The organism is Desulfofundulus salinus, from assembly GCF_003627965.1.
In the GTDB taxonomy this organism is placed as follows: domain Bacteria; phylum Bacillota; class Desulfotomaculia; order Desulfotomaculales; family Desulfovirgulaceae; genus Desulfofundulus; species Desulfofundulus salinus.
The window spans coordinates 2,475,559-2,499,278 of record NZ_RBWE01000001.1; the positions used below are offsets into that span (position 1 = coordinate 2,475,559).

25 protein-coding genes, 2 tRNA genes and 1 pseudogene are annotated in these 23,720 nt (G+C 55.8%); 7 read left to right on the top strand and 21 right to left on the bottom strand.

Translation table 11 applies throughout. The features are described 5' to 3' along the window. Positions 1-94: 94 nt before the first annotated feature. From clpX to tig, 3 genes are read right to left on the bottom strand one after another with little or no spacing between them, the layout of a single operon-like run. Positions 95-1,345, bottom strand: a complete 1,251-nt coding sequence (gene clpX, locus D7024_RS12525) for an ATP-dependent Clp protease ATP-binding subunit ClpX (protein WP_121452098.1) — start codon at positions 1,343-1,345, stop codon at positions 95-97. Positions 1,346-1,360: 15 nt separating this feature from the next. Further along, positions 1,361-1,954: an ATP-dependent Clp endopeptidase proteolytic subunit ClpP gene (clpP, locus tag D7024_RS12530; protein ID WP_121452099.1), complete on the bottom strand. Its 594-nt coding sequence runs from the start codon at positions 1,952-1,954 to the stop codon at positions 1,361-1,363. 58 nt (positions 1,955-2,012) lie between these two features. Continuing rightward, positions 2,013-3,329 (bottom strand): trigger factor, encoded by a 1,317-nt coding sequence (tig, locus tag D7024_RS12535; RefSeq protein ID WP_121452100.1) that lies wholly within the window; start codon positions 3,327-3,329, stop codon positions 2,013-2,015. A gap of 578 nt (positions 3,330-3,907) precedes the next feature. Between tig and D7024_RS12540 the strand changes: the two genes are divergently transcribed. The 3 genes from D7024_RS12540 to D7024_RS12550 are packed head-to-tail and all read left to right on the top strand — an operon-like array spanning position 3,908 to position 5,462. Further along, positions 3,908-4,096, top strand: a complete 189-nt coding sequence (locus tag D7024_RS12540; RefSeq protein WP_121452101.1) for an OadG family transporter subunit — start codon at positions 3,908-3,910, stop codon at positions 4,094-4,096. A 17-nt stretch (positions 4,097-4,113) separates the two neighbouring features. Further along, entirely contained in the window at positions 4,114-4,329 is a 216-nt protein-coding gene (locus D7024_RS12545; RefSeq protein ID WP_121452102.1) for a biotin/lipoyl-containing protein, read from the top strand. Between the two features lie 17 nt (positions 4,330-4,346). After that, entirely contained in the window at positions 4,347-5,462 is a 1,116-nt protein-coding gene (locus tag D7024_RS12550) for a sodium ion-translocating decarboxylase subunit beta (protein ID WP_121452103.1), read from the top strand. Between the two features lie 340 nt (positions 5,463-5,802). Here the strand turns inward: D7024_RS12550 and D7024_RS12555 are convergent, their stop codons facing one another. From D7024_RS12555 to upp, 3 genes are all read right to left on the bottom strand, one after another. Continuing rightward, a complete protein-coding gene (locus D7024_RS12555; protein ID WP_243113778.1) occupies positions 5,803-6,168 on the bottom strand; it encodes an MFS transporter in 366 nt (121 codons plus the stop codon). A gap of 123 nt (positions 6,169-6,291) precedes the next feature. Next, on the bottom strand, positions 6,292-7,554 hold the full coding sequence (uraA, locus tag D7024_RS12560) for a uracil permease (protein ID WP_121452104.1): 1,263 nt from the start codon (positions 7,552-7,554) through the stop codon (positions 6,292-6,294). A gap of 40 nt (positions 7,555-7,594) precedes the next feature. Further along, positions 7,595-8,233, bottom strand: coding sequence for a uracil phosphoribosyltransferase (upp, locus tag D7024_RS12565; protein WP_121452105.1), 639 nt, complete (start codon positions 8,231-8,233; stop codon positions 7,595-7,597). 321 nt (positions 8,234-8,554) lie between these two features. Between upp and D7024_RS12570 the strand changes: the two genes are divergently transcribed. Beyond that, positions 8,555-9,301, top strand: a complete 747-nt coding sequence (locus tag D7024_RS12570; protein WP_121452106.1) for a thymidylate synthase family protein — start codon at positions 8,555-8,557, stop codon at positions 9,299-9,301. A 116-nt stretch (positions 9,302-9,417) separates the two neighbouring features. After that, positions 9,418-9,870, top strand: a complete 453-nt coding sequence (locus D7024_RS12575; protein WP_121452107.1) for a hypothetical protein — start codon at positions 9,418-9,420, stop codon at positions 9,868-9,870. 78 nt (positions 9,871-9,948) lie between these two features. Here D7024_RS12575 and D7024_RS12580 read toward each other — a convergent pair. The 4 genes and pseudogenes from D7024_RS12580 to D7024_RS12595 form a co-directional block, all read right to left on the bottom strand. Next, positions 9,949-10,025: transfer RNA gene (locus D7024_RS12580), tRNA-Arg, on the bottom strand. A 96-nt stretch (positions 10,026-10,121) separates the two neighbouring features. After that, positions 10,122-11,051, bottom strand: a complete 930-nt coding sequence (locus D7024_RS12585) for a PP-loop family protein (RefSeq protein WP_121452108.1) — start codon at positions 11,049-11,051, stop codon at positions 10,122-10,124. 102 nt (positions 11,052-11,153) lie between these two features. Next, positions 11,154-11,227, bottom strand: a tRNA-Gly gene (locus D7024_RS12590). Positions 11,228-11,420: 193 nt separating this feature from the next. After that, a pseudogene (locus D7024_RS12595) lies at positions 11,421-11,708 on the bottom strand (inorganic phosphate transporter); the annotation flags it as partial. Between D7024_RS12595 and D7024_RS12600 the strand changes: the two are divergent. Continuing rightward, a complete protein-coding gene (locus tag D7024_RS12600; protein WP_243113779.1) occupies positions 11,629-12,177 on the top strand; it encodes a DUF47 domain-containing protein in 549 nt (182 codons plus the stop codon). The pseudogene D7024_RS12595 and the gene D7024_RS12600 sit on opposite strands and share 80 nt — an antisense overlap. Positions 12,178-12,233: 56 nt before the next feature. On the opposite strand, the gene D7024_RS12605 is transcribed toward D7024_RS12600, so the two are convergent. The 8 genes from D7024_RS12605 to D7024_RS12640 all read right to left on the bottom strand — a co-directional run bounded on the left by D7024_RS12605 (position 12,234) and on the right by D7024_RS12640 (position 19,624). Then, complete coding sequence (locus tag D7024_RS12605; protein WP_121452109.1) at positions 12,234-12,710, bottom strand: metallophosphoesterase; 477 nt, start codon at positions 12,708-12,710, stop codon at positions 12,234-12,236. A 22-nt stretch (positions 12,711-12,732) separates the two neighbouring features. After that, positions 12,733-13,341 (bottom strand): XTP/dITP diphosphatase, encoded by a 609-nt coding sequence (locus D7024_RS12610; RefSeq protein WP_121452110.1) that lies wholly within the window; start codon positions 13,339-13,341, stop codon positions 12,733-12,735. After that, positions 13,307-14,092, bottom strand: a complete 786-nt coding sequence (gene rph / locus D7024_RS12615) for a ribonuclease PH (RefSeq protein ID WP_121452111.1) — start codon at positions 14,090-14,092, stop codon at positions 13,307-13,309. Before rph ends, D7024_RS12610 begins: the two co-directional genes overlap by 35 nt. Positions 14,093-14,168: 76 nt before the next feature. After that, a complete protein-coding gene (locus D7024_RS12620) occupies positions 14,169-14,942 on the bottom strand; it encodes an MBL fold metallo-hydrolase (RefSeq protein WP_121452112.1) in 774 nt (257 codons plus the stop codon). Between the two features lie 18 nt (positions 14,943-14,960). Further along, entirely contained in the window at positions 14,961-15,734 is a 774-nt protein-coding gene (locus tag D7024_RS12625; RefSeq protein ID WP_121452113.1) for an acyl-CoA dehydratase activase, read from the bottom strand. A 14-nt stretch (positions 15,735-15,748) separates the two neighbouring features. Next, positions 15,749-16,732 carry a 2-hydroxyacyl-CoA dehydratase family protein gene (locus D7024_RS12630; RefSeq protein ID WP_121452114.1) on the bottom strand — a complete coding sequence of 328 codons (984 nt, stop codon included), beginning with the start codon at positions 16,730-16,732 and terminating at the stop codon, positions 15,749-15,751. A 91-nt stretch (positions 16,733-16,823) separates the two neighbouring features. Next, positions 16,824-17,624, bottom strand: coding sequence for a glutamate racemase (gene murI, locus D7024_RS12635; protein WP_121452115.1), 801 nt, complete (start codon positions 17,622-17,624; stop codon positions 16,824-16,826). A gap of 173 nt (positions 17,625-17,797) precedes the next feature. Next, positions 17,798-19,624 (bottom strand): N-acetylmuramoyl-L-alanine amidase, encoded by a 1,827-nt coding sequence (locus D7024_RS12640; RefSeq protein ID WP_165859365.1) that lies wholly within the window; start codon positions 19,622-19,624, stop codon positions 17,798-17,800. 265 nt (positions 19,625-19,889) lie between these two features. On the opposite strand from D7024_RS12640, the gene D7024_RS12645 reads away from it, so the two are divergent. After that, positions 19,890-20,666 (top strand): L,D-transpeptidase family protein, encoded by a 777-nt coding sequence (locus D7024_RS12645; RefSeq protein ID WP_243113780.1) that lies wholly within the window; start codon positions 19,890-19,892, stop codon positions 20,664-20,666. Positions 20,667-21,033: 367 nt separating this feature from the next. On the opposite strand, the gene D7024_RS12650 is transcribed toward D7024_RS12645, so the two are convergent. From D7024_RS12650 to D7024_RS12660, 3 genes are read right to left on the bottom strand one after another with little or no spacing between them, the layout of a single operon-like run. Beyond that, complete coding sequence (locus tag D7024_RS12650; RefSeq protein WP_121452118.1) at positions 21,034-22,395, bottom strand: APC family permease; 1,362 nt, start codon at positions 22,393-22,395, stop codon at positions 21,034-21,036. 1 nt (position 22,396) lies between these two features. Beyond that, the gene (locus D7024_RS12655; protein ID WP_121452119.1) at positions 22,397-22,750 is read right to left on the bottom strand and encodes an SCP2 sterol-binding domain-containing protein; all 354 of its coding nucleotides are present in this window, start codon (positions 22,748-22,750) and stop codon (positions 22,397-22,399) included. A gap of 33 nt (positions 22,751-22,783) precedes the next feature. Further along, the gene (locus D7024_RS12660; RefSeq protein ID WP_121452120.1) at positions 22,784-23,695 is read right to left on the bottom strand and encodes a DUF8754 domain-containing protein; all 912 of its coding nucleotides are present in this window, start codon (positions 23,693-23,695) and stop codon (positions 22,784-22,786) included. Positions 23,696-23,720: the final 25 nt, after the last annotated feature.

The following is a 23,720-nucleotide window of genomic DNA, read 5'->3' on the forward strand; positions in this document are numbered from 1 at the left end:
CCTATTTTTCACAGTTAACTGAGTATCCCCCATGAAACAAAAAAGCACACGTATGGCTACGTGTGCCTGCAATCTGTATTTCACCTTCCGGCAATTACGCCGTTTCTTCCTTCTTCTTCTTGCGGTCTACGGCCACCACCAGGGGCTTATCCTTTTTCAGGATGGTGTCCCTGGTAATGATCACCCTGGCGATATCTTCCCGGGAGGGAATTTCATACATCACGTCCAGCATGATGTCCTCCAGGATGGCCCGCAGTCCCCGGGCGCCGGTGTTGCGCTTGAGGGCCTCCTGGGCCACCGTCCGCAGGGCGTCGGGATGGAACTCCAGGCTCACCCCATCCAGCTCGAACAGTTTTTCATACTGTTTGACCAGGGCATTCTTGGGCTCGGTCAGAATGCGGATGAGGGCTTCCTCATCCAGGGCATCCAGGGTGACGATAATAGGCAAGCGGCCCACAAACTCGGGGATAAGACCGTATTTAAGCAGGTCTTCCGGCAGGATCTGGCTTAAGATTTCCCCAATTTTCTGGTCCCGCCTGCTCTGGACTTCGGCGCCAAAGCCCAGGCCCTTTTTCCCGATGCGGTTCTGGATGATCTTCTCAATGCCGTCAAAGGCACCGCCGCAGATAAACAGGATATTGGTGGTATCCAGCTGGATGAACTCCTGGTGGGGGTGCTTGCGACCGCCCTGGGGCGGCACGCTGGCCACCGTGCCTTCCAGGATCTTTAAGAGAGCCTGCTGCACGCCCTCGCCGGACACGTCCCGGGTAATGGACGGGTTTTCCGATTTGCGGGCGATCTTGTCGATTTCGTCAATGTAGACGATGCCCTTTTCCGCCTTCTCCACATCGTAATCGGCCGCCTGGATGAGTTTTAAAAGGATGTTTTCCACGTCCTCACCTACGTAACCGGCCTCGGTCAGGGATGTGGCATCGGCAATGGCAAAGGGAACATTGAGCAACCGGGCCAGGGTCTGGGCCAGCAGGGTTTTACCGCAACCCGTAGGCCCCAGCATGATGATGTTGCTCTTTTGCAGTTCCACATCGTCTATCTTGCCACCCAGATTGATGCGCTTGTAGTGGTTGTAAACCGCCACGGCCAGGGTTTTCTTGGCCTGCTCCTGGCCGATGACGTACTGGTCCAGTATTTCTTTGATTTCCTTAGGCTTCGGGATGTCTCCCAGGTCAAGCCCAAGGTCCTCGCTCAGTTCCTCTTCAATAATTTCGTTACAAAGCTCAATGCACTCATCGCAAATGTATACCCCGGGACCGGCCACCAGTTTTTTGACCTGGTCCTGGAGTTTGCCGCAAAAGGAGCACTTGAGCTGACCCTTGTCGTTAAACATAGCTAAACACCTCTTTTATTTTGACTTGCGATAGGTCAACACCTCGTCGATGATACCATATTCCTTTGCTTCCTCAGCGGACATAAAGAAATCCCGCTCAGTATCCCGGGAAATTTTTTCCCTGGGCTGGCCCGTATGTTTGGCCAGCAGTTCATTCAAGATATCCTTTATGCGAAGGATCTCCCGGGCATGGATCTCAATCTCCGTCGCCTGACCCTGCACCCCGCCCAGGGGCTGGTGCAACATGATCCGGGCGTAGGGCAATGCATAACGCTTGCCCCTGGCTCCGGCAGCCAGCAAAAAGGAACCCATGCTGGCGGCCTGCCCCAGGCAGATGGTGGAAACATCTGGTTTAATGTACTGCATGGTATCGTAAATGGCCAGCCCGGCAGTGACAACGCCGCCGGGGGAGTTGATATAAAAATGGATATCCTTTTCCGGATCCTCGGCCTCCAGGAAAAGCATCTGGGCAATTACCAGATTGGCTACATGATCGTCTATGGGTCCGCCGATGAAAATAATCCGGTCCTTTAAAAGACGGGAGTAAATATCGTATGCCCGCTCACCGCGGTTGGTTTGCTCAACGACAATCGGTACTAAAGTCGACATGGTAACGTTACCTCCTGCGTAAAGGATGGATTATTTTAAAGCGATCACAAGCGGGAATTTACTCTGTCGCCGGTTGCCCGTCCTGCGCGACTACATTAGCCTGGTCCACCAAAAACTGGATTACCTTTTCCCGGACTAACCCCGTTATGACCGCCTCCAGCTGCCCCTGGCTTTCCACCACTTTACGCACTACTGCGGGGTCCTGCTGCATTTCTTTGGCCATCCGCTCAATTTCCGCCTGTATTTCTTCTTCGGTGACGGTGATGTTTTCAGCCCTGGCGATGGCATCCAGCACCAGCATGGTCTTCAGGCTCTCCTGGGCATCCGGGCGGAGGCGTTCTTCCATTTCCTCCATGGTGCTGTTTGAATACTTCAGGTAGTTTTCCAGGGTGAGGCCCTGGACCATTAAGCGGCGCTCCAGGCTTTGAAGCATTTCCTTTAGACGGGTTTGAATCATTTCCTCAGGGATATCAACCTGTGCATTTTCCACCGCTTTCTTCAGGACAGCCTGACGGGTTTCGGCTTTTGCCCTGGCTTCGGCAGCTTGTTTTAATTTATTCTCCAGGTCCGCCCTTAATTCCTCCAGGGTATCAAACTCACTCACGTCCTTGGCAAACTCGTCATCCAGCGGGGCCAGCTCCTTACGCTTGATGGCCTTCACGGTGACGGTGAACACTGCTTCCTTGCCCGAAAGCTCCGGCTTGGGATAGTCCTCGGGAAAGCGGGCCGTGATCTCCTTTGTTTCGTTGATGGCCATCCCCACCAGCTGGTCCTCAAAACCGGGGATTAACCCGGCGTTCCCAACCTCCAGGGTATAGTCGGTAGCCTTCCCGCCTTCAAATAGTTCCCCGTCCACCCGGCCTTCAAAGTCAATGGTAACCAGGTCTCCCTGCTGCACCGCACCCTCGTCAAGGCTCACCAGCCTGGCATGGCGGTTTTGCAACCGTTCCAGTTCCTGTTGTACATCCTCCGGCGTTACTTCCGTACTGGGTCGGGTTACTTCCAGGCCCTTATACTGGCCCAATTCCACTTCAGGCTTTACTACTACCCTGGCCTTAAATACCACCGGCTTACCCTCTTCCACCTGGACCAGTTCCAGCTGGGGCTGGGCCACCGGTTCAATACCCGTATCTTCTACCGCTTTGAAATAGGCTTCCGGAATAAGCATTTCCACTGCTTCATCCAGCAATGCCTGTTTGCCGATATGCCGCTCCAGGATAATCCGGGGAGCTTTACCAGGCCGGAAACCGGGCACGTTAACCTTCCTGGCCAGCTTCCGATAGGCCTTATCCATTGCCTGGGAAAATTGATCGGCATCTACCTCTACTTCCAGTAAAACAGTGTTTTTCTCTATCCTTTCCGCGTTAGCTTTCATCTATGCTCCCCCTTATAAAAGCTTTTTTAATAACCAGATTTAACCCCTTTTGCCATTATAGGCCGAACAATACTATAGTGTAACCATTTTTCATGTAAATACTTAATTCTACGGTTGAAGGATATTTCCTCCAGAAGAAAGGCCTTTTATCTCCCAGCCCCCAAAAAATTTAATGGTAAAATTTTTGCCGAAAAAGCTCTTGCTGGCCCGATATATGCATTACAAGCTAGTAAGGTATTTTACCTGAAGAGAGTAAAAACTGCAATACGAAATTCTGTCAAAAAATTAGATCACCTGGAGTCCCGGCAAACTGCATGTATTGCGGGCTCCGGGCAACACCGGAAAACCCGCAAACAAAATAAATAAATAAATAAATTCCTAAATTATAAAAGATCGTGCTTTCTGATATTTAGAAACTTGAACATTCTTTTAGAAAAGTAAGAAAGGGGGTTGTATTTTTGGTCTGTATACAATATACTGTTTGTTGAATACAATAAGCAAAAATTGGATGGTTGCACCTGAGTGGTTACCGTAGTTCTGTAACGGGCACTTATAAAAATTAAAAGGAGGTCTATTAAATGATCGACTGGACTAATGCTGTGGTAGTGGCCATCAGCGGTATTGTTTCGGTGTTTTTGGCCTTGGGCATACTAAGCGCGGTGGTGAGCTTTTCCGGCTGGCTTTTTGCCTATAGCGCCAGGAAAAAAACTGCCGCCCAACAATCCCAGCAGGCCCCCGCTCAGGGGAAAACAGTGGCAATTCATTAAGAGGGGAGGTGTTTTAAGTGGCTACTCCGGTAAATTCCCCCATGGTGGGCAAGTTAATTTCAGTTGATGTAAAAGTTGGAGATCAGGTGAAAGAAAATGACCCTGTGGCCACCATCGAAGCCATGAAAATGTATGTCAAAATCTACGCTCCGGCCAGCGGTGTGGTCAAGGAAATAAAGGCAAACCCGGGCGATGTGGTCAACCCCGATACGGTAATCCTGACCCTTGAATAAGGAAAGGGGGATTGGCTATGCTGGAGCAATTGACCGAGACCATTAACAGCACAGGGCTCCTCAGTTTGACCCCGGGCAATTTAATCATGTGGGCGGTCGCCTTTGGCCTCATGTACCTGGCCATAAAAAAAGGGGTCGAACCCCTCCTGCTGGTGCCGATTAGTTTCGGCATTTTCGCAGCCAATTTTCCCCTCACCGGACTGATGGAACCGGGAGGGTTGTACTACATGTTCTTCCATAACGGAATCCAGAACGAGTTGATCCCTCCCCTGATCTTCCTCGGTCTGGGAGCCATGACCGACTTCGGTCCGGTAATTGCCAATCCCAAAACTTTACTGCTGGGGGCGGCCGCCCAGCTGGGAGTCTACGCAGCCTTTTTCACTGCCCTGTTATTTGGCTTTAACATTGCCGAAGCGGCCACCATCGGCATCATTGGAGGTGCCGACGGTCCCACCACCATCTTTCTGTCGGCCAACCTGGCCCCGCACCTGATGGGGGCGGTTTCCGTGGCTGCTTATTCCTACATGGCCCTGGTGCCCCTGATTATCCCGCCGGTGGCCAAGCTGCTGACCACGCCCAGGGAGCGGGCCATGGTCATGAAACAAATGCGCCCGGTGAGCAAGGGAGAAAAGATCCTCTTCCCCTTGCTGGCCAGCCTGGTGATTATCCTGCTGGTACCTAAATCGGCGCCCTTAATCGCCATGTTCATGCTGGGCAACCTGTTCATGGAATCGGGTGTGGTCCAGCGCCTCACCGACGTTTCCCGCAACGAACTGATGAATATCGTGACCATCTTTTTGGGCCTGGGCGTTGGCGCCACCATGTCGGCGGAAACCTTCCTCAAGCCCCAAACCATTTACATTTTCATTCTCGGTATCGTGGCCTTTGCCTTCGCGGCTGCGGGCGGCATCATGATCGCCAAGATCATGAACCTGTTTACCACGAACAAGGTCAACCCGCTGATCGGTGCGGCAGGAGTATCCGCTGTTCCCATGGCCGCCCGGGTGGTGCACCAGCTGGGTGCGGAAGCCAACCCGCAAAACTACCTGCTCATGCACGCCATGGGGCCGAACGTGGCCGGCGTAATCGGTACCGCCGTGGCCGCCGGAGCCTTTATCACGGCCATTCACTAAGGGAAAACCCCTTTGGCGCGCCGGGAAACTCAGTGAAGTTTCCCGGTTTTTTATTGTTCGAAGGAGGCACGGCGTTGTCCACGCTCACTCCAGTGCTCCGCGCCGACAGTACCACGGCTTGCTTCGGGCCGGCTCTGGCTCTCTGCGGATTACCATCGTCACTACTTCCTTTCAATCACCCTCAAACTGCCCGATGTGTTCCAATAGGTGTTCTTCCGTTTGATTGCGTTTGGCGTCCTCGAGAGCCGAGCCGGCAGCCTCGCTTCGCCGGGTACTGTTACCGGCGCTCCGCAAAGTCGTTCGCTCAGGACAACGCCGTGCCGTCAAAGGTTGCTGCTTATTAAGAGACTGGGGTATGTTGATGCCGCAGCAACCGGCGGCTAAGGAAAAGCAGGAACAGCAGGGCCAGGCCGCCCCCCAGGGCGAACCCCGCCGGGGCACCCCAGAGGTGGACCACAGTACCGCTGAAAAAATTGCCTACCGGCACCAGGCCGATAAATACCAGGGAATAAACACTCATCGCCCGTCCCCGCAGGGCGTTCATCAAATCATCCCGACCTACCAGTTCGACGATAAAGGCCTGGCGCGCCGGCATGTCCAGAGCATGCATGGTCCCCAGGAGAAAGGCCAGCACGGCCATGTGCCAGTACTGCACCACGTTATAGAGAGTTAGCAGGCCCAGGACAAGAGCAAATAACATGGACATACCCGGCTCCAAACTTCAAAAGGAATTTTCATGATTAATTCCACTAACCCTTTGTATTCATCATCCCTGTACCACAGAGATTGGTAAATTAACTTCTTTATCCCATTTCTTTCAATGGCACTTTTATTCCCTTGTCAGGCCAAGCAGATCCAGCAGTTTAAAAACGAGACTCAGCAAAATCGAGACGACGGTGGCGAGACCCATGCCCTTCAGGCTCACCGCCCCCAGTTCCACCTGCGCGCCGCTGATGCCGATAATCAGCACCACCGAGGTCAGGATCAGGTTGCGGGCCTTGCTGTAGTCAACCTTCGACTCCACCAGCATCCGGATCCCGGAGGCGGCAATCACACCGAAGAGGAGAAGGGAAACGCCGCCCATAACCGGCACGGGTATGCTCTGGATGGCCGCGGAAAGTTTGCCGATAAAGGAAAGGATAATTGCCATAACGGCGGCCCCCCCGATTACCCAGACGCTGTACACTTTGGTGATGGCCATTACGCCTATGTTCTCGCCGTAAGTGGTGTTGGGGGTGGAGCCGAAAAAGCCCGAAAGCAATGTGGAGAGGCCGTTGCCCAGCAGGGAACGGTTTAACCCGGGGTCTCTGGCCAGGTCCCTGCCCACGATGTTGCTGGTCACGAAGAGATGCCCGATGTGCTCGGCTATCACCACCAGCGCCGCCGGCAGGATGATGGCCACGGCAGCCGGGTTGAAGGTTGGGAAATAAAGGTCGGGAAAAGCAAACCAGGGAGCGCTCACAATCATATCGGTCCTGACCAGCCCCAGGAAAAGGGAAAGGACATACCCGGCCACCACCCCGAACAGGACCGGAATAACCGCCATGAACCCCCTGAAGACCACCGTTCCCAGGATAGTCACACCTAAAGTGAACATGGACACGGTGATCGCCCTGGGATCGGGAACGTAGGGCTTGCCGGGCTCTCCGACCAGCCCGGCCATCTGCGCGGCCACCGGCGCCAGTTCCAGGCCGATGACGGCCACGATGGCACCCATGGCCGCAGCGGGAAACACCACGTCAATCCATTTTGTGCCTACCGCACCGATTAACAGGGCCACGGCAGTGAAGAACAGGCCCACGGCCACAAAGCCCCCCAGGGCGTCGCTGTAACTGTATTTGGACAAAACTACAAAGACCGGTGAAATAAAAGCAAAACTGGAGCCGAGGTAGGCCGGGATGCGGCCCTTGCAGACGACCAAATAAAGGAGAGTGCCGATGCCGTTAAACAATAAGACGGTGGCCGGGTTTATTTTAAAGAGTACCGGCACCAGCACGGTGGCACCGAACATGGCGAAAAGGTGCTGCAGGCTGAGCGGCAGGGTCTGAAGCAGGGGCAATCTTTCTTCAACCTGTATTTCTCTCCCGTTCACTTAATGTTCCCCCTTTGTTCAACAAAACCTTTCCGGCGGGTTATAGCAAAAAGAGCCTGTCTCCCGCGTCCCCCAGGCCGGGCACAATATAGCCGAGATCGTTTAACACCGGGTCTATGGCGGCCGTTACGATCCGGACACCGGGAAATTTCCGGGTAACCTGTTTTATCCCGGTCTCCACGGCAAACCCGCAAACCAGTACTACCTTTTCGGTTGAGTAGCCGGTTTCCCGCAGCAGTTCCAAGACTTTTACGCTGCTGTTGCCGGTGGCCAGCATGGGGTCCAGGATAAATACATGATCGTACTCAAACGCATTGCCGGGCACTGAACTCAGATAAACCCTCGCTTCCAGTGTATCGTGGTCCCTGGCCACGCCCACGTGGGCCACCCTGGCCTTGGGCAGGAATTCAAAAAAACTGTCCACAAAACCCAGGCCCGCCCGTAGCACCGGAACCAACAGGCACCTGGAGGAATCCACCTCTTCAACCCGGGCTTCCACACCCAGGGGTGTAACCACGGCGGTTTCCCTGGTGGGCAGGTGGCGGGTCGCTTCAATGGCCAGAATCAGGCCCAGTTCCCTCAAAGCCCTGCGGAACAACTCGGTGTCGGTTTCCCGGTCCCGTAAAGTCCTGAGCCGGTCGCTTACCAGAGGATGCCTCACCAAAATTACAGAACTCACTTTTTCCCCTCCTACGCAGATCATTTACACACAAATAAGCACTATTCGACAAAAAGGGCAAAAACCATTTTAAAAAGATCATTTTTAAAGAAATTTTCCCCCGGGTTATGATCCCACAAGCTTAAGGGAAAACAAAAAGCCCGAAAGTTTTTCGGGCCGCTGGAAATCTCCTGTATTTCAAGCTCTCTGGCTGATCCCGGTGAAGAATTCCGGGACAAACCCTGTCAAGAGAGTCCGCCAGGCTAAGATATATCTTGACCAAAAATCTCCCAAATGTTAAATTCATACCGGTACCCATACCAGCAAAAGGAGAGGACGGAAATGTCTGAAGATATGAGGGAATACCTTGAGCCAGTTTTTATTAGAGCCAGGAACCTGCCTGAAGCCTGGTACCTGCTTTTAAAAAAGCTGTTTGAAATTGACGCCTATACATATTTCCCCGAGTGGGGCGGCGGCGCGGACGAGCAGGGCCGGTGCGACAACAGCCGGCGGGAGTTTGATTTCGCAGTCTGCCAGATCACCCACCCCTGGGAGCGGCCGCTCTGCGATATCCTGCCGCCCGGACTGGGTATTCCAGCTCCCCCTACCACGATGGACAAGATCGAGGAGTACTTTGCCACCTATATCCTGAACCCGTACAAGGCAGAGAACGAGTCGTATACCTACGGCGAACGCATCTGCCAGCAGGTGGACGACCTGATCCGCTACTACCGCACCTACGGATTTGACCACGTGAAGGGGTGCATAGAAATCGCTTCTCCGTCCGACCTGGCCAGGGGTAAGTCCCTGCCCTGCCTCAGGCTGATTGACACCAAAATCCGCCTGGATAGAAAGGCCGGCGTTTACCGGATGCACTTTTACGTCTACTTCCGGGCCTGGGATTTGTGGGGCGGTTTCCCGGTCAACATGGGCGGCTTGCAGTTGTTCAAAGAATGGTTGGTTGAGCAGATAGGTCCTCACCCCAAAACGGGCATCCCCCTGGAAGACGGGGAAATGATCGTCATGTCCAAGAGCCTCAATGTGCGCGGCCACATGGAGCCTTTCGCCCGCGCCAGGGTCGGCCTGTAAAACAAAAACTCAGCAGGTGGGGATGCCTTCGCTGGCTTCTTCGATGTATCCCCAGATTTCCTGGTAAGCCCACGATTACCCGGGAGGGAAATATAATTGAAAGGGGGGAACGATCCATGTCCGAGCAACTGCTGAAAGAAATCCTCGGTGAATTAAAGGCCTTGAATCAACGCGTCGGCAATATGGAGCAACGCATCGGCAACGTGGAGCAACGCATCGGCGGCCTGGAGCAGGGCCAGCAGGAACTCGTCAAGCGTGTCGGCAGCCTGGAGCAGGGCCAGCAGGAACTCGTCAAGCGTGTCGGCAGCCTGGAGCAGGGCCAGCAGGAGCTCGCCGGGCGCATGGAACGGATGGAAGCCCGCATCGAAAACGAAATCATCGACAAGATCCGCGCCCTCTTCGATGCCCGCGCGGTTCACATGGACTACTTTGTCAGCATCAGGAACTCCCTGGCCAAAATCGAAGACAGGGTTGAGTACATTGCACGCAGGCAAATAGAAACTTCTGTCAAGCTGGAAGAGCACGACCGGGAAATCAGGCTCCTCCGCCTGGAAATGTCCGGTCATTGATCCTTTGTTTATTGCGAAAAACTTAAATGACAAATATAAAAGACCGCCTCAGGGTTTAACCTGAAGACGGTCTTTTTTTGGCGTCCCAGGAGGGATTCGAACCCCCGACCTACGGATTAGAAGTCCGTTGCTCTATCCAGCTGAGCTACTGGGACATGATTGGGGGCAGGTCGCCTGCTGCCCCCGCCGGTTGTCAGCGTTTATATTATACTATACGAGATAGTGGACCTGCAACTGCATGTGACGCCTTTTTAAATTTCCCGTACCTTTGGTTGGGTCAAAGGATCGAGGCCGGCCTTTTGCATCAGGCGGCAAAAGAGGCAGGTGTCGGCCGTGGTCGGCTGGCCGCACAGGGAACAACCCTTTAATTCCACTGGTACATCGGTAAAATTCCTGCGCCCTCTGTCCCAGAAACCGAAAAGGAATCTCTGTTTGGTGCCGGGCATTTTTTCTTCCAGAGAGTTAATTAATTCCTTATAGACTAAAGATGTTGCTCCCCTGGCCAGGGGGCAGTCATCGGCAAAAAACTCAATGCCCCTTAAACGGCAGTACATTTCCGTTTCCAACTCCCCCACCCGGACCAGCGGTTTAATGCGGGCGGGTAGACGGGAATGGGTAGATGGCAGGTGTGGATACTGGCGCGCCAGATAACCTTCCTGCCAGCCCATTAAATTTCCAAGCAAAGCCGCCGTTTCGTCGTCCATATTGTGTCCGGTGGCCACCACCTGATACCCTTTTTGCTGTACCACCAGGTTCATCAGGTACCTTTTAACCGTGCCGCAGACTGAACAACTGACCCGCCGGGTACGCCGGACAATTTCCTTCATACTGGCACCGTACATGTCCACCAAAGAAAGGACGTACAACCTCGCCCCCCGGACGGCGGCAAACCTTTCACAAACCAACCGCGAACCCTCAGAGTAATCTCCTATCCCCAGGTCCACGTGCAGGCCATCGGCCTTATAACCCAGGGACAACAGGGCATCCCACAGGGCCATGCTGTCCTTGCCGCCTGAAACGGCAACCAGCACCTGCTGGCCCCCGGCAAGCATTTTATACTTTTTGATGGCCCTGGTTACCTGCCTTAAAAAATACTCTATAAAATGCTCTTTGCAAAAGGCCGCATTGGTGGATTTCAGATTTATTACCGGCTCCCCTTTGCATTTCACACAGCGCCGCATTATCAACCACCCTCCTTCCTCTGGCAAAAGTGAAAGGGGAGGGAATGGGCATAGTCAGGGAGGTATTCTGCCGGGTAAAACAAAAAACGTAATGTCAAAAACTGGAGCGGGTGATGGGAATCGAACCCACGTACCCGGCTTGGAAGGCCGGTGCTCTACCATTGAGCTACACCCGCTCGAAAGGAAAAAGCTTAAGTTGTCGGCAGCAAGTATATTATAGCGAAAACAGCTGTAGAAGTCAAAACAATTATCACGTAAAAATACCATAAAAGAACCTCTGAAATCGCCAAAAACGGAATGAAACGCTCTGAAGGCGGCTCTAAAGGGAGATACATCTTAGCTATAATCTCAAAAGAGGATTTGAACTTTTTAAAACACGGCAGCCAGACGACTGATACCAACACATACCCCGTAGGATAACCCCGCTAAAACGGCAGTCACGGGCAGCGTCACCAGCCAGGCCGTGACGATCTTCTGGGCTGTCCCCCACTTGACCGTGGAAAAACGCCTGGCCGTGCCGACGCCAATGACCGAAGAAGAGATGACGTGGGTGGTGCTCACGGGGAGTTTTAATAAGGTGGCTCCCAGGATCACCAGGGCCGAACTCAAGTCGGCGGAAAAGCCGCTGCCGGGCTCCAGCTTGATGATGCGCGTGCCGGACCGGGGTAACGAGTATACCCACACCATTTTCAAAGCGTTAAACCAGACCTTCATTACCCCGCTGGAACGGGAAGACATTATGCTGCTGACGGTAAAGCTGGACGACGTGCTGGACGGCATGGAAGCCTGCTCGGACCTGCTGGACATATACCGCATTAAAGAACCGGACCCGTACATGCGCCTGTTCGCCCGGATAGTGGAGAACTGCACGGATGAGATTGTTGAGGCCGTGCAACTGCTGGCCGCCAAAAAATTGCCCGATATCCACCGCCACACCTTCCGGATCAACGACCTGGAAAAAGAAGCCGACCAGCTCTACCGGGAAAGTTTGCAGGTCCTCTTCGACGAAAATAGCGATCTGAAAAAGATCATCCAGTTCAAGGAAATTTACGAAAAGATGGAATCTATTCTGGACTGTTGTGAAGACGTGGCCAACGCTCTGGAAGGCATCATCATGCGCAGCTAGCAGTGGCATAAAAAACCCCTGGCAGCCAAAGCCGCCGGGGTATGTTTTTATGGCCTTTACCGCCGCGGGCCAAAACTCGCCTTAACTTCCCGCCCATCAATCACCAGAAGGCCGCATCCCGGGCCGTGTTCTCCCCGGGGGTCGTGAATGCTGCCCGGGTTGAAAAACAAAATCCCTTCGTGCACATTACAGTAGCGGACGTGGGTGTGCCCAAAAACCACCACGTCCGCCTGCAGTTCCAGGGCCCGGTAGAGAAGCTTTTGCAGGGAGAAGTGCACGTGGTATAGATGGCCGTGGGTAAGAAACACCTTTTTCCCTGCCAGCTCCAGCACCTCTTCCCCCGGGCCGCCCGTTTGAAAATCGCAGTTGCCGGCCACGGCACGCACAGGCACATTTAGCGCCTCCGCCAGCAGCTGGCCGTCGCGGTAATAATCTCCGGCATGCAGCAATAAATCCAGTGGTTCTAACTGATTTAATAGTTTTATAGCCCGGTCCACCCTTCCGTGGGTATCACTAACCACACCTACGCGCATGAAACAACACCTGCTTTCCGCCTTAACTTGCGTCCAGTTCCCGGCGCAGACCCGCCAGAATTTCCCGGATGAGGGCCAGGGCACGGCCACGATGGCTGATCTGGTTTTTTACCGCCGGGTCCAGCTCGGCAAAAGTTTTCCCGCAGGAGGGTACATAAAAGAGAGGATCGTAGCCAAAACCTCCCTCACCCCGGGGTTTATCTGCAATCACTCCCTCACAGGTTCCTTCCGCGGTAAAAACCTGCCCGGCAGGGGTGGCCACGGCCACCACACAGCGAAAGCGGGCAGTACGCTTTTCGGGGGGAACACCGGCTAAAAGCCTTAAGAGCTTTTCATTGTTGGCCCGGTCGTCATGCCCCTCACCGGTAAAGCGGGCCGAGTGCACCCCCGGGGCGCCGCCCAGATAATCCACTTCCAGGCCCGAATCGTCGGCCAGGGCCGGCTGGCCGGTATAGCGGGCCACCACGGTGGCCTTTTTTACCGCATTATCTTTAAATGTAGCACCGTCCTCAATTATTTCCGGCACACCGGGATAGTGATCAAGGGAAACAACCTCGTAACCAAGCGGGGAGAGCAGCTGGCTCAGTTCCCTTACTTTACCCCGATTGCGTGTGGCCAGTACCAGTTTCATCACTCATTTCTCCTTTGGATCCAATTTGGCTGACCAGGGCGGGCCCCAGGACTTCCTTCTGGTAGTCCACCAGCAGCCGAATACCTTCCGCCGCCAGGTCCAGCATCCGGTTCAATTCCTCCCGGGTGAAGGAGGCTTCCTCCCCTGTACCCTGGACTTCCACCAGGCGGCCTTCGCCGGTCATCACCACATTCATGTCCACTTCGGCGGACGAGTCCTCGGCAAAGCACAGGTCCAGAACCAGTTCACCGTTTACCCGGCCCACACTGGTAGCGGCCACAAAATCTTTCACGGGCAAATAGGGGATCAACCCCTCTCCCACCAGGTGAGCCAGGGCATCCACCAGGGCCACGAAGGCACCGGTAATGGAAGCGGTACGGGTACCTCCGTCGGCCTGGATCACATCGCAGTCCAGGATCACGGTCCGCTCTCCCAGGGCGGATAAATCCACCACCGAGCGCAGGGAGCGGCCAATGAGCCGCTGGATTTCCTGGGTGCGGCCCTTACCCCGGGTAAGGTCGCGGGAGGTACGTACGCCTGTGGCCCGGGGCAACATGCCGTACTCGGCAGTCACCCAGCCCATACCCGTATCCTGGCGGAAGGGAGGCACCCTTTCCTCCACCGTGGCCGTACAAATGACCCGCGTATCGCCCACCTCCATCAGGACCGAACCCTCGGCATATTTGTTAAAATTCCTGGTGATCTTCACCGGCCTCATCTGACCCGGCTTTCTGCCGTCTACCCTTTCCATAATCCTCCTCCTGTACGCCTGTTATTTTTCAAATCGCCGCTTCCCTATCTTCCATATAATATATCCCGATTCCGTATTAATACAGGAAATATGTATCCCCTTCGGCAGCCAGTTCCACCGTTCCGCCAAAACCCGCCTCGGCTTCGGCCTTTAAAACTGACAGATCGTATTCGGGATAAAAGTGGGTGATGATCAGTTCCTTCACCCGGGCTTGCCGGGCCAGGGTTCCCGCTTCCCGGGCGGTCATGTGCCGGCCCCGCAAGAACCCGGCATCTTGATCAAGGCCCGAGGCTTCACAAAGGAAAATTCCCGCTTCATGGGCCAGGGCGGCCAGTTCTTCCGTGGGGGCGCTGTCGCCGGAATAAACAAAATAACCCGATCCCTCCACCCCTACCGAATAAGCGGGCAGGGAATGGCGGGCCGGCAAAAAGAATAGCCGCACCGGGCCAACGGACCCGCAGCGCACCTTTATTCCTGGAGGCACCTCCTCTTCAGGCAGGCATTCGATGGGTATCACATCAAAGGCATCGGTACAGGCGGATAGCTCCTCAAAAATGTGTACCGGCTCCTGCGGTATGAACAGCTGCACCTTGCGGTGTCGCCGCCCATCCCGCAGCCCCGCGACAGTGGCATGGCGCAAACAGTGCAGGTCTACATAGTGATCGGGATGCAGGTGGGTAATCACCGCAGCCCGCAGGTCGCAGTGGTGTATGAACTGTACGAGACGGCTGAAGGTGCCGTGGCCGGCATCCAGCATGATATTGCCTCCACCGTCCTGCAGGAGATAGCCGGAACAGGCTCCGCCTGCGGCCGGGTAAGGAGCCCAGCAGCCCAGAACAGTGATCCGCATTATAACACCTCCCACTTCTCACTTCTCACTTCCCATTTTTGCTTCCACACAGCAGCCTACCGCCCCGGTATACTGGGGATTCTCCGGCACCACCACCCGCACTCCCAGCTCTTTAGCCAGAATCTCCCTTAAAGCGGCGTTTTGGGCAACGCCGCCCGTAAAAACCAGGGTGTCGCTGAAAAGGCGCATCAGCATGGGCCGGATGCGTTTAAAAATGGTGTAATTCACCCCGGCAGCCAGGGAACCAATGGGGTGCCCCTCCAGCACTTTGCCGATTAGCTCCGTTTCCCCGAAAATGGCACAGGTAGAACTGAGATCCACCGGATTCTGGTGATGGCGGCTGAGCTCGTCCAGGCTGATGTTCAGCACGGCCGCCATATTTTCCAGGTAACGCCCGGTACTGGCGGCGCATTTGTCGTTGGTCTGGAAATCCATCAGCCGGCCGCCCCGCACCAGGGCCACCTTGCTGTCCTGCCCGCCCAGGTCCAGCAGGGTGAAATCGGACAACCCGGTAAGGTGGACCGCCCCCAGGACGTGGGCCTTGATCTCGGGGATCACCCTGGCTCCTTTCAGGGCCACGGTCTGGCGGCCGTAACCGGTACTGACCACCGCCCGGGGTTTCGTTCCAGCGGGCAGCAGGGCGGATAAATCCACCGCCAGCTGGCCTTCTTCCAGCCGGCCGTGCTCCCGGTAAAAAGCGATGGTATCGAATTTAAAAAATTCCAGGCGGCCTTCTTCGTCCATCAGGGCAATTTTCACATTCCGGCTGCCCAGGTCAATGCCACAATACAAAGGGATACACCTCGTTACTGCAACATTTCAATAAAAGCATCCAGGCGCATGCGGGTGCGGGCATCCAGGCGGTTGGGCTTGTCCCCCTCCAGGGTAAGGATGGGGAGCTTGAGCCTCTGCCGTACAATTAAATCCTCAATCTGGCGGAAGCAAAAACTCTGGGCGTAGTGGATGACACCGTGCACCCGGCGCCTTTCCACTTCCCGGGTGATATCTTCCAGGCGGTAAAAGATGCCGTAGGGGTAGCTGTACAGCCGGTAGCGTTCCACAAGGTCCCCGGTCTCAAAGGGCAGGGTGAACTGGCGCTGGGTTTCGTTATAAACCACCCGGGCGCCCCGCTCCTCCAGGTAATCGTAAAGGTCGTCCATGATCGGCGGCACGCCTATGTAAGCCAGGCGGATCTTTTCCCGGCGGGGCTCGGCCCCCTTCAGGCGGGCCAAAAAGTCATCCACTTCCCGCTCGAATGCGTCCGGATCCCCTTTAAAATCGCTGCAATTTACCTGGAAGAGATGGTTGTCCCACCCTCCCACCAGGTTTTCCTGCCAGGTGAGCCGGTCGATTTCCCATACCTTGCGCCGGATTTGATCCAGGCGCCCCCGGGCGCGGTTGACCGCGGCCCAGTCCACTCCAAAGCGGTCCATGAGTTTTTCAATCTGCAGGGCTAAGAGATCCCGGTCGCGGTCAAAAGGATAGGCAAAGGGGATCACTTCCACCCCGATCAGCTCCAGGGTTTCCATCAGGGCATGGGTATTGCTGCAGTCCCCCTGGGTGACCGCCACCAGGGTGCGGATATCCCGGTGACGCAGGACAGTGCTGTACAGCCCCTTGATCCAGGCGCAAACATTGCGGGGATAGCCCGCCAGTTCCGCTTCCTCCACCAGCCCCCCGGGGTTGGGATCGGTGATAAAGACGTTGTTTAAATCCACCGGGATGCAGCCGGCAGCGTATATGACCTCCACGGGCACGGTGGTGGTGATGCCCACCCGGCGGGACTTCATCCCGAAAGCCTCCCCAGTGCTCTTGTTATCCATAACCTTGTCCCCAAATATTAAAGTGGTTTTTTAAAACGTCGCCCGCTGAATTCGACCTTCAGTCAAGTTTTACCTGCTTGACGGATGGGATATCCTCCCCTAAAAAAAGGCGGGCCGTTTCTTTAAATGCCCGGGGGTCACCGCTGACAAAATAACGGTGCTGCACCGGGCCGCCGGGGTTTAATAACCCCAGCCGGGACATCTCCTCCCGGGCGGCTATGGTGGTGGCTTCCGCCGGATCCACCAGCTTTACCTCCGGGCCGAGCACCTCCCGGAATTCTGCTTCCAGAAACGGGTAATGAGTGCAACCTAAAATCAGGGTGTCAATGCCCGCCTGCTTTAATGGCTGCACATACTCGGACACCGCCTCCAGGGCCTCCCTGGTACCGGCCCGGCCCGCCTCCACCAGGGGTACCAGGCGGGGAGCGGCCTGGCCGAACACCGCCAGATCAGGATTTAAAGCCTTCAACGCCCGCTGGTAAGCGCCGCTTTTGATGGTGGCTTCAGTGGCAATGATCCCAATGCGCCCCCCGGTACTCACCCGCACCGCTTCCCTGACTCCCGGCTCGATCAGGCCGATCATGGGCACCGCATAGCGTTCCCCGACCACGGGCAGGGAGATGGAAGAGTTGGTGTTGCAGGCAAAGATCACGTATTTTACCCCGCAGGACACCAGGAAGGTCAGGATACCCTCGGCAAACCCAATCAGTTCTTCCGGCGTACGGGGTCCGTAGGGTACATGGGCGTTGTCTCCAAAATAAACGGTGGATTCCCCGGGCATCAGGCGAAAAACCTGCCGTGAAACGGTGAGTCCCCCTACTCCCGAATCAAAAAGACCAATTGGCCTGGGGTCGCTCAATTTTAGGCTCTCTCCTTATCTCTCTTAAATTATGTTCAGGATAGTACCATCTTATATTTATTCAACCACGCGTGATCTTACTCGCTTCAAGGATCACTTTTCCGCCTCAAAAAAGACAGGCCCGTGAAAGGACCTGTATCATCATAACACAGATTTTTTCTTCTGGAAAGTGACTAGTTGCCGCTTCCTTGATCCAAGCGCTCGCTTAAATAATCCACAATACCCTGCACTATGCCCTGTGCGGTCTCCTCCACAAACCAGTCCTGGGTCAACAGGGCGGCCTCCCGGGGATTGCTGATGTAGGCAACTTCCACCAGCACCGCCGGCATTAACGAGGTACGCAGGACGGCAAAATTGGCCTCCAGAACACCATCATTTTCCAAACCGAGCCTTTGTACCAGCTGGGCCTGGATATACCCGGCCAGTTTGCGGCTTTCCTCCCGGCGGTTGGGATCTCCCCCCCCAGCCGGGCTGAGGATGTAGGTAGCTGTACCCTGCACGGCAGGGTTGACGTTGGCGTTAATGTGAATGCTGACGAATAAATCCGCCCCCGCCCGGTTGGCCATATCCGTCCGTTCGTACAGTCCCACATCGTAATCGCCGCTTCTGGTAAGTAAGGGTCTGGCTCCCCGTGCCGAAAGCAACTCAGCCACCCGCAGGGCCATCTTCAACGTAATATCCTTTTCCCTCAAGCCGTTGCCCAGAGCGCCCGGATCTGGCCCCCCGTGGCCGGGATCAACGGCAATAACCACATCCCGCAAAACATCACCGGGGTCCGGGATATAGATTTGCATTTCCAGCGTTCTCCCGTCCGCCGACAGGCTGGCCCGGTAGCGCACCGGCCCCTTTACGTCAAAGACCAGGCGGGTAATATCGGGGGACCGGCTGAACCAGCCCACCCGCAACTTGTTCACCGCCTCTGTGTTCACGGGCATTTCCAGCGGCACATTACCCGGACGCACACCCGTCAAGTCCACCACCAGGCGGTCGGGGGAAGCCAGCTTGAATACATGGTAAGTCATGGCCCCTCCGGCCGTCACCGTCACCCGGGTGACCTTACCCGCCGCGGTAACATCAAGCCTGGTTACAGCCGGACCCTGTGTCTGTTCTCCCCGATTGTCCGGCGGCAGGGGGTCTTGAGGTTGTTGCCCCGGTGAGCCGCCCGGGTCCCGGCCTTGATCGCCACCATCCCCCGGCTGGGGGCGCCCGCCGGGCGTTCCGCGGGAGATATCATCCCCCGGCACCGGTTCTCCGGCAATGGGGCTGTCCCTCCCATCGGTACTTTGACCTTCCTCCTGGACGTACCAGGCTACAATCCAGCCCGTCCCTCCACCGGGCAGCTGCACCTGATACCAGTCGGGAACCTTTCCTAAAACCGCCAGGCGCTCACCGCGGTTTACCTGGGTCACCACCGCGTGTTGTAAACCGGGACCGCTGCGCACATTGACTCCATTGCCCTGTACGACCACCTGCCCCATACCACCGGAGCTGGACTGTCCGCCTCCCGGCGGAGCAGCCGGTTCCATCCGGACAGTACGGTTTTGCTGGTTCCATTCCACCCGGTAGCCCAGGGCCTCGGCCACATAACGGGCCGGCAGGTAGCTGCGTCCGTCCTTGATCACCGGGGCTACATCCATCGCCTTTGCCTGCCCGTTCACCGTGATGGTCTTGCTACCCACCGTAAGCTTTACCGTAACACTGTCTTTGGTTAACAAAACGGTCCTGGTATTTTTATCCCACTGGATATCCTTTTCAGCCACATTCAGGGCCAAAGCCAGGTAACGTAAAGGCACGTAGGTGCGTCCCTGTGCAATAAAGGGCGCGGCATCCATGGTAAAACTTTTTTCATTTACGAAATAGTTCTTTTCCCCCACTTTAAAAACGACTTCCTGCACTCCACCGGCCAGGGAACTGCCCGGCCAGGATAATAACAATAAACCTGCGGTCAGGCAGGTAACCGCCCCACGGAATAAGGCTTGGTAAAGTTTTCCTTTCTTCATCCTCCCAACTCCAGCCATTGTTCAACATGATTTGACACGCTGGATAAAGGGATTCTCCATTAATCCTGGAAATCCTGCCAAAGAAAAATCAAAAAAAGAACCACCTGCCTGTGCTGGTCCTTTTCTGGTTATATTTTTCCGCTGCACGATGGGAAACCGGGTCAGGGTGTTGACGATGGAATAGACGGTAAGCAAAATACATGGCGCATAAAAAACTGCGGGGGACAAATAACTAAGGTGAAAACAGGCCACATGCTGAACGGGGGTGAGCAGGACGGGAAAGAAATTGTGCTTTTTGTTTACTTTACTTTTATTCCTGCTCGACGCGACCGTACCAGCCAGTGGGGAAACACGGTCTTTAGAACGTTGTTGCTGCGAACAGGAACAAATCCTCCAGATCCCGGACACCTGGAACGCCACTGGCCGGATTGCCACCAGGCCAACCGCCAGTCAGCAGGACAAGCCTCCGGCAAAGGATGTAAGCATCCTCATCGATACCACCCGGCGCACCTTAACGGTCTTATTTGACGGCCAGCCCCACCGCCAGTATCCCGTGGCCGTGGGCAAGTTCGAGACGCCCACACCCCTGGGCACCTTCCGGGTAGTGCGCAAGGCCATGCACTGGGGGACGGGCTTTGGCTCCCGCTGGCTGGGACTGAACGTCCCCTGGGGTCTTTACGGCATCCACGGCACCAACAAGCCCTGGGCTATTGGCAGCTACGCCAGCCATGGGTGCATCCGCATGCACAACCGGGACGTGGAGGAACTGTATCCCTGGGTTCCCGTGGGGGCGCAGGTAATCATTATCGGCAACCCCTTTACCTACCGGGAGCCGCCTTTCCGGGACCTGCGCCGGGACTTTTGCGGCTCTGACGTCATGGAGGTCCAGCGGACGCTGGCCCGGCTGGGGCTGTTCAAAGGCAAGATTGACGGTACCTGGCGCTGGGACATGGAAGAAAGCGTTTACCGTTTCCGGGCCATGCACAACCTTTCCCGGGACAACGTGATTGACAAACCGGCCTACCGGGCGCTTGGGTTTTAGCTACAGGGTGACGTAAATATTCAGTAAAACCGTTATGAGAAGGATGCGGCGCTGTCCGGAGCGAACGACTTGCGAAGCGCCGGTAACAGCACCCGGTGAAGCGAGGCTGCCGGCTCGGCTCTCGAGGACGCATGATGAACCACCCGGAAGAAGACCTTTTAAGACATATTGTTTCAAGAGGTAATAACGAAGAATGATTAGTGGCGGGCAATCCGCAGAGAGCCAGAGCCGGCCCGAAGCAAGCCGCGGTGCTGTCGGCGCGTGACAGCGCCGCAGCCAACCGGGTTCACTGAATATTTACGGGTAACTCCCGTCACCCAAGGCGGGATTGTGGTTTGGGTAAAAATAGTACCCCCCGTTTGGGGGGCTAGGTTTTTTCGCACCCGGCGTCGGCCGGTTCGGCCACCGGGCGGCGGCGACGGGCCGGCCGGCGGGGCTGGTATTTGCTCTTCAAAGCCGGCACCACCTGGTGGACGTACCACCACAGGATGGCAAAACCGGCCAGCAGGTACAGGCTCACATAAAAGTCCGTGAACATCACCGCCACGGCCAGCCCGGCAAAGACCAGCGAGGTAAGGGCGGGAATAAACACTCCCCCCTTTACCCGGTAGGGACACTTAGCTTGCGGTTCCTTCTGCCTCAACCGGATCACCGCCAGACCCGCCAGGGCGTAAACCACCGACTCCATGGCGGCTGCCAGGTTAACCAGCACCAGGTAACGGTGGGTTGCCAGTACCACCAGAGATATGGTCACACCGGCGGCAAAGACGGTGAGGATGGCCACCCAGGGTGTAAAAAAGCGCATGCTCAGGCGGGAAAAGACGGGCGGCAGGACATACTCCCGGGCGGAAGCGTAAATAAAGCGGGAGACGCTGATTAACCCGGCATTAAAGGTGGTAATGGAGGCGGCAAGGCTCAAAACCACCATCCAGAACACTCCCGCCGAACCCAAAACGGTGCGGGCAAAAACCATCTGGGGGGCGGGTGAGGCCACCAGTGCCTCCCTGGGGGTTGAAGCGGTCATGGCCACGGTGAAAAGGGCGTAAACCACGCTCAAAAGCCCAACGGCCAGCAGCATGCCCCGGGACACCAGGCGGCTGTGGGTGACCTCCTCGGCCAGCGGTGTAACCCACTCGAAACCAACAAAGAGAAAAACCCCAACCGCCACGGCGTTGATGAAGGTAAGGATTCCGCCCGGAGCCAGAGGTGCGGTGAGCTGAAACCCCACCCTGCCCAGGGCGATAAAGGCCAGGACCAGCAGGGAGCCCATGAGTCCGTAGGTGATCAGGTCCTGGAAGGTACCGGCAATTTTAATCCCCCGGATATTCATACCCGTAACCACCAGGAACATGGCCACAATCCAGATCAGGGGCGGTACCGCGGGCAAGGCCGAGTTGAGGACGGAAGCCAGCACGTAGCTTTCGGCCCCCACCACCCCCATCACCACCGCCATATACAAAAGGGAAACGGTCAGGGCCAGCCGGTCGTTGAAGGCCCGGGAGAAATAGAGCCGGATGCCGGCGGCGGAGGGGAGGCGGGAGTTTAGTTCGGAAAAACAGGACGCGGCTCCCAGGCACAATAAACCGCCGGTGAGAATGGCCAGCCAGGCGGTATCCCCGGCCAGAAAACCGGCCACCTGCACGGCAGCCACAAAAGAGGAACTGGCCAGGGTGAGGCCAGCGCTGGTTGCAACCACGGTACGCAGGGTGAGTACGCGTTTTAAACCCATTTCACTCACCCCAGATCATCAGGGAGATAAAATCGAGCCGCACAATATCATCCTCGGAACCGATGATCTTCAGCGTGCCGTTCATATAGGGTTCGGTAGGGGTAATATCACCGTAAAAAAGGTCCGCCAGGGTCTCGCTGTCGGCAATTACCGTCAGATCGGCCCGGGGCGGCGCCCCTTCCCGAACTGATAATTCCCCGTTCCGCAATTCCAGGGTGTGCTGGGAAGGGATGTCATTGGCCTGCACCAGGACCACCCGGTCCCAGTCCCGGTTCATTATTTTCAACCGCTCGTTTTTGTTGTAACCCTCCTGGAAGGCCAGGAGGCTGGCAGTAATTTCTTCGTGACTGGCCAAAGATGCCTACCTCCAAATAGATACTGTTGGGTTTTAGCGCAAATACACCATCCGGGGTTTAAAGTCCAGACGCCTTAAAAGATCCAGGTAATCCCGGGGAGTGATCTGCTCCCAGGTTTTTTGCAGCAGGGCCACCAGCACCGCTTCCATGACATTGGTCCCAAAGGAGCGCCCCTGAAATTCGGGTGTGGTGGTCACCAGGCAACCCGCTCCCTTTTCTTTTAAAAAGGCCACGTCATCAGCGGTGGTGGTATTGGTAATAATAGTCTGCCCGTCAAGCTGAGGCATGTAACGGCGCACCAGGTGATAATCCCCGGCAATTACCTGTGCTTCCCGGTAATAGTGGCCGAATTTGCTGACTTTTTCTTCATCCTGGGCTTCCTGTTTCTTCCCGGTGGGATAGAGCATGTGAAAGGGCAATTTGGACATTTCCGGTAGCAGCCTGGCAGCCAGTTCTTCCAGCTCCTTGACCGTGCGAATGGGATAGGGAATACCGGCCGCGAAAATAAGATCCCCAAAGGTAAGATCGCAGCCAAGTTCGGCAAAAGCCTCGGCCATCCCGAAGCGATCCACCGCACTGACCATAAGCACCCTGGTACCGGGGGGAAGCAAATCTGTATGCTCCCGCAGGTAATAGACCGTTTCCCTTTCCAGGGTATTTTTTAAACCGCTGCCGTCCACCACCGGAGTCTTCTGGACGGCATCCATGAGTTTTTTGCCATCCCGGACCACATAGCGGGTTTTGCCGGCGTACAGGTAGACATCAATTCCGCCCAGCCCGATGGCGTCCACCTTACCGTCCAGTTCTTTAAGCAACTGGATGGCCCGGTCGAAATCCCCGTCGGTACCCCGGCGGCTGATCTCAAAACGCTCGCCCAAAAGCTCTACTTCCACCCGGTGATCCCGCCGGGAAGAACCCAGGCTGACACTGACTACCCGTTTCAAAAAAAGACCTCCATTTCCCAAACAC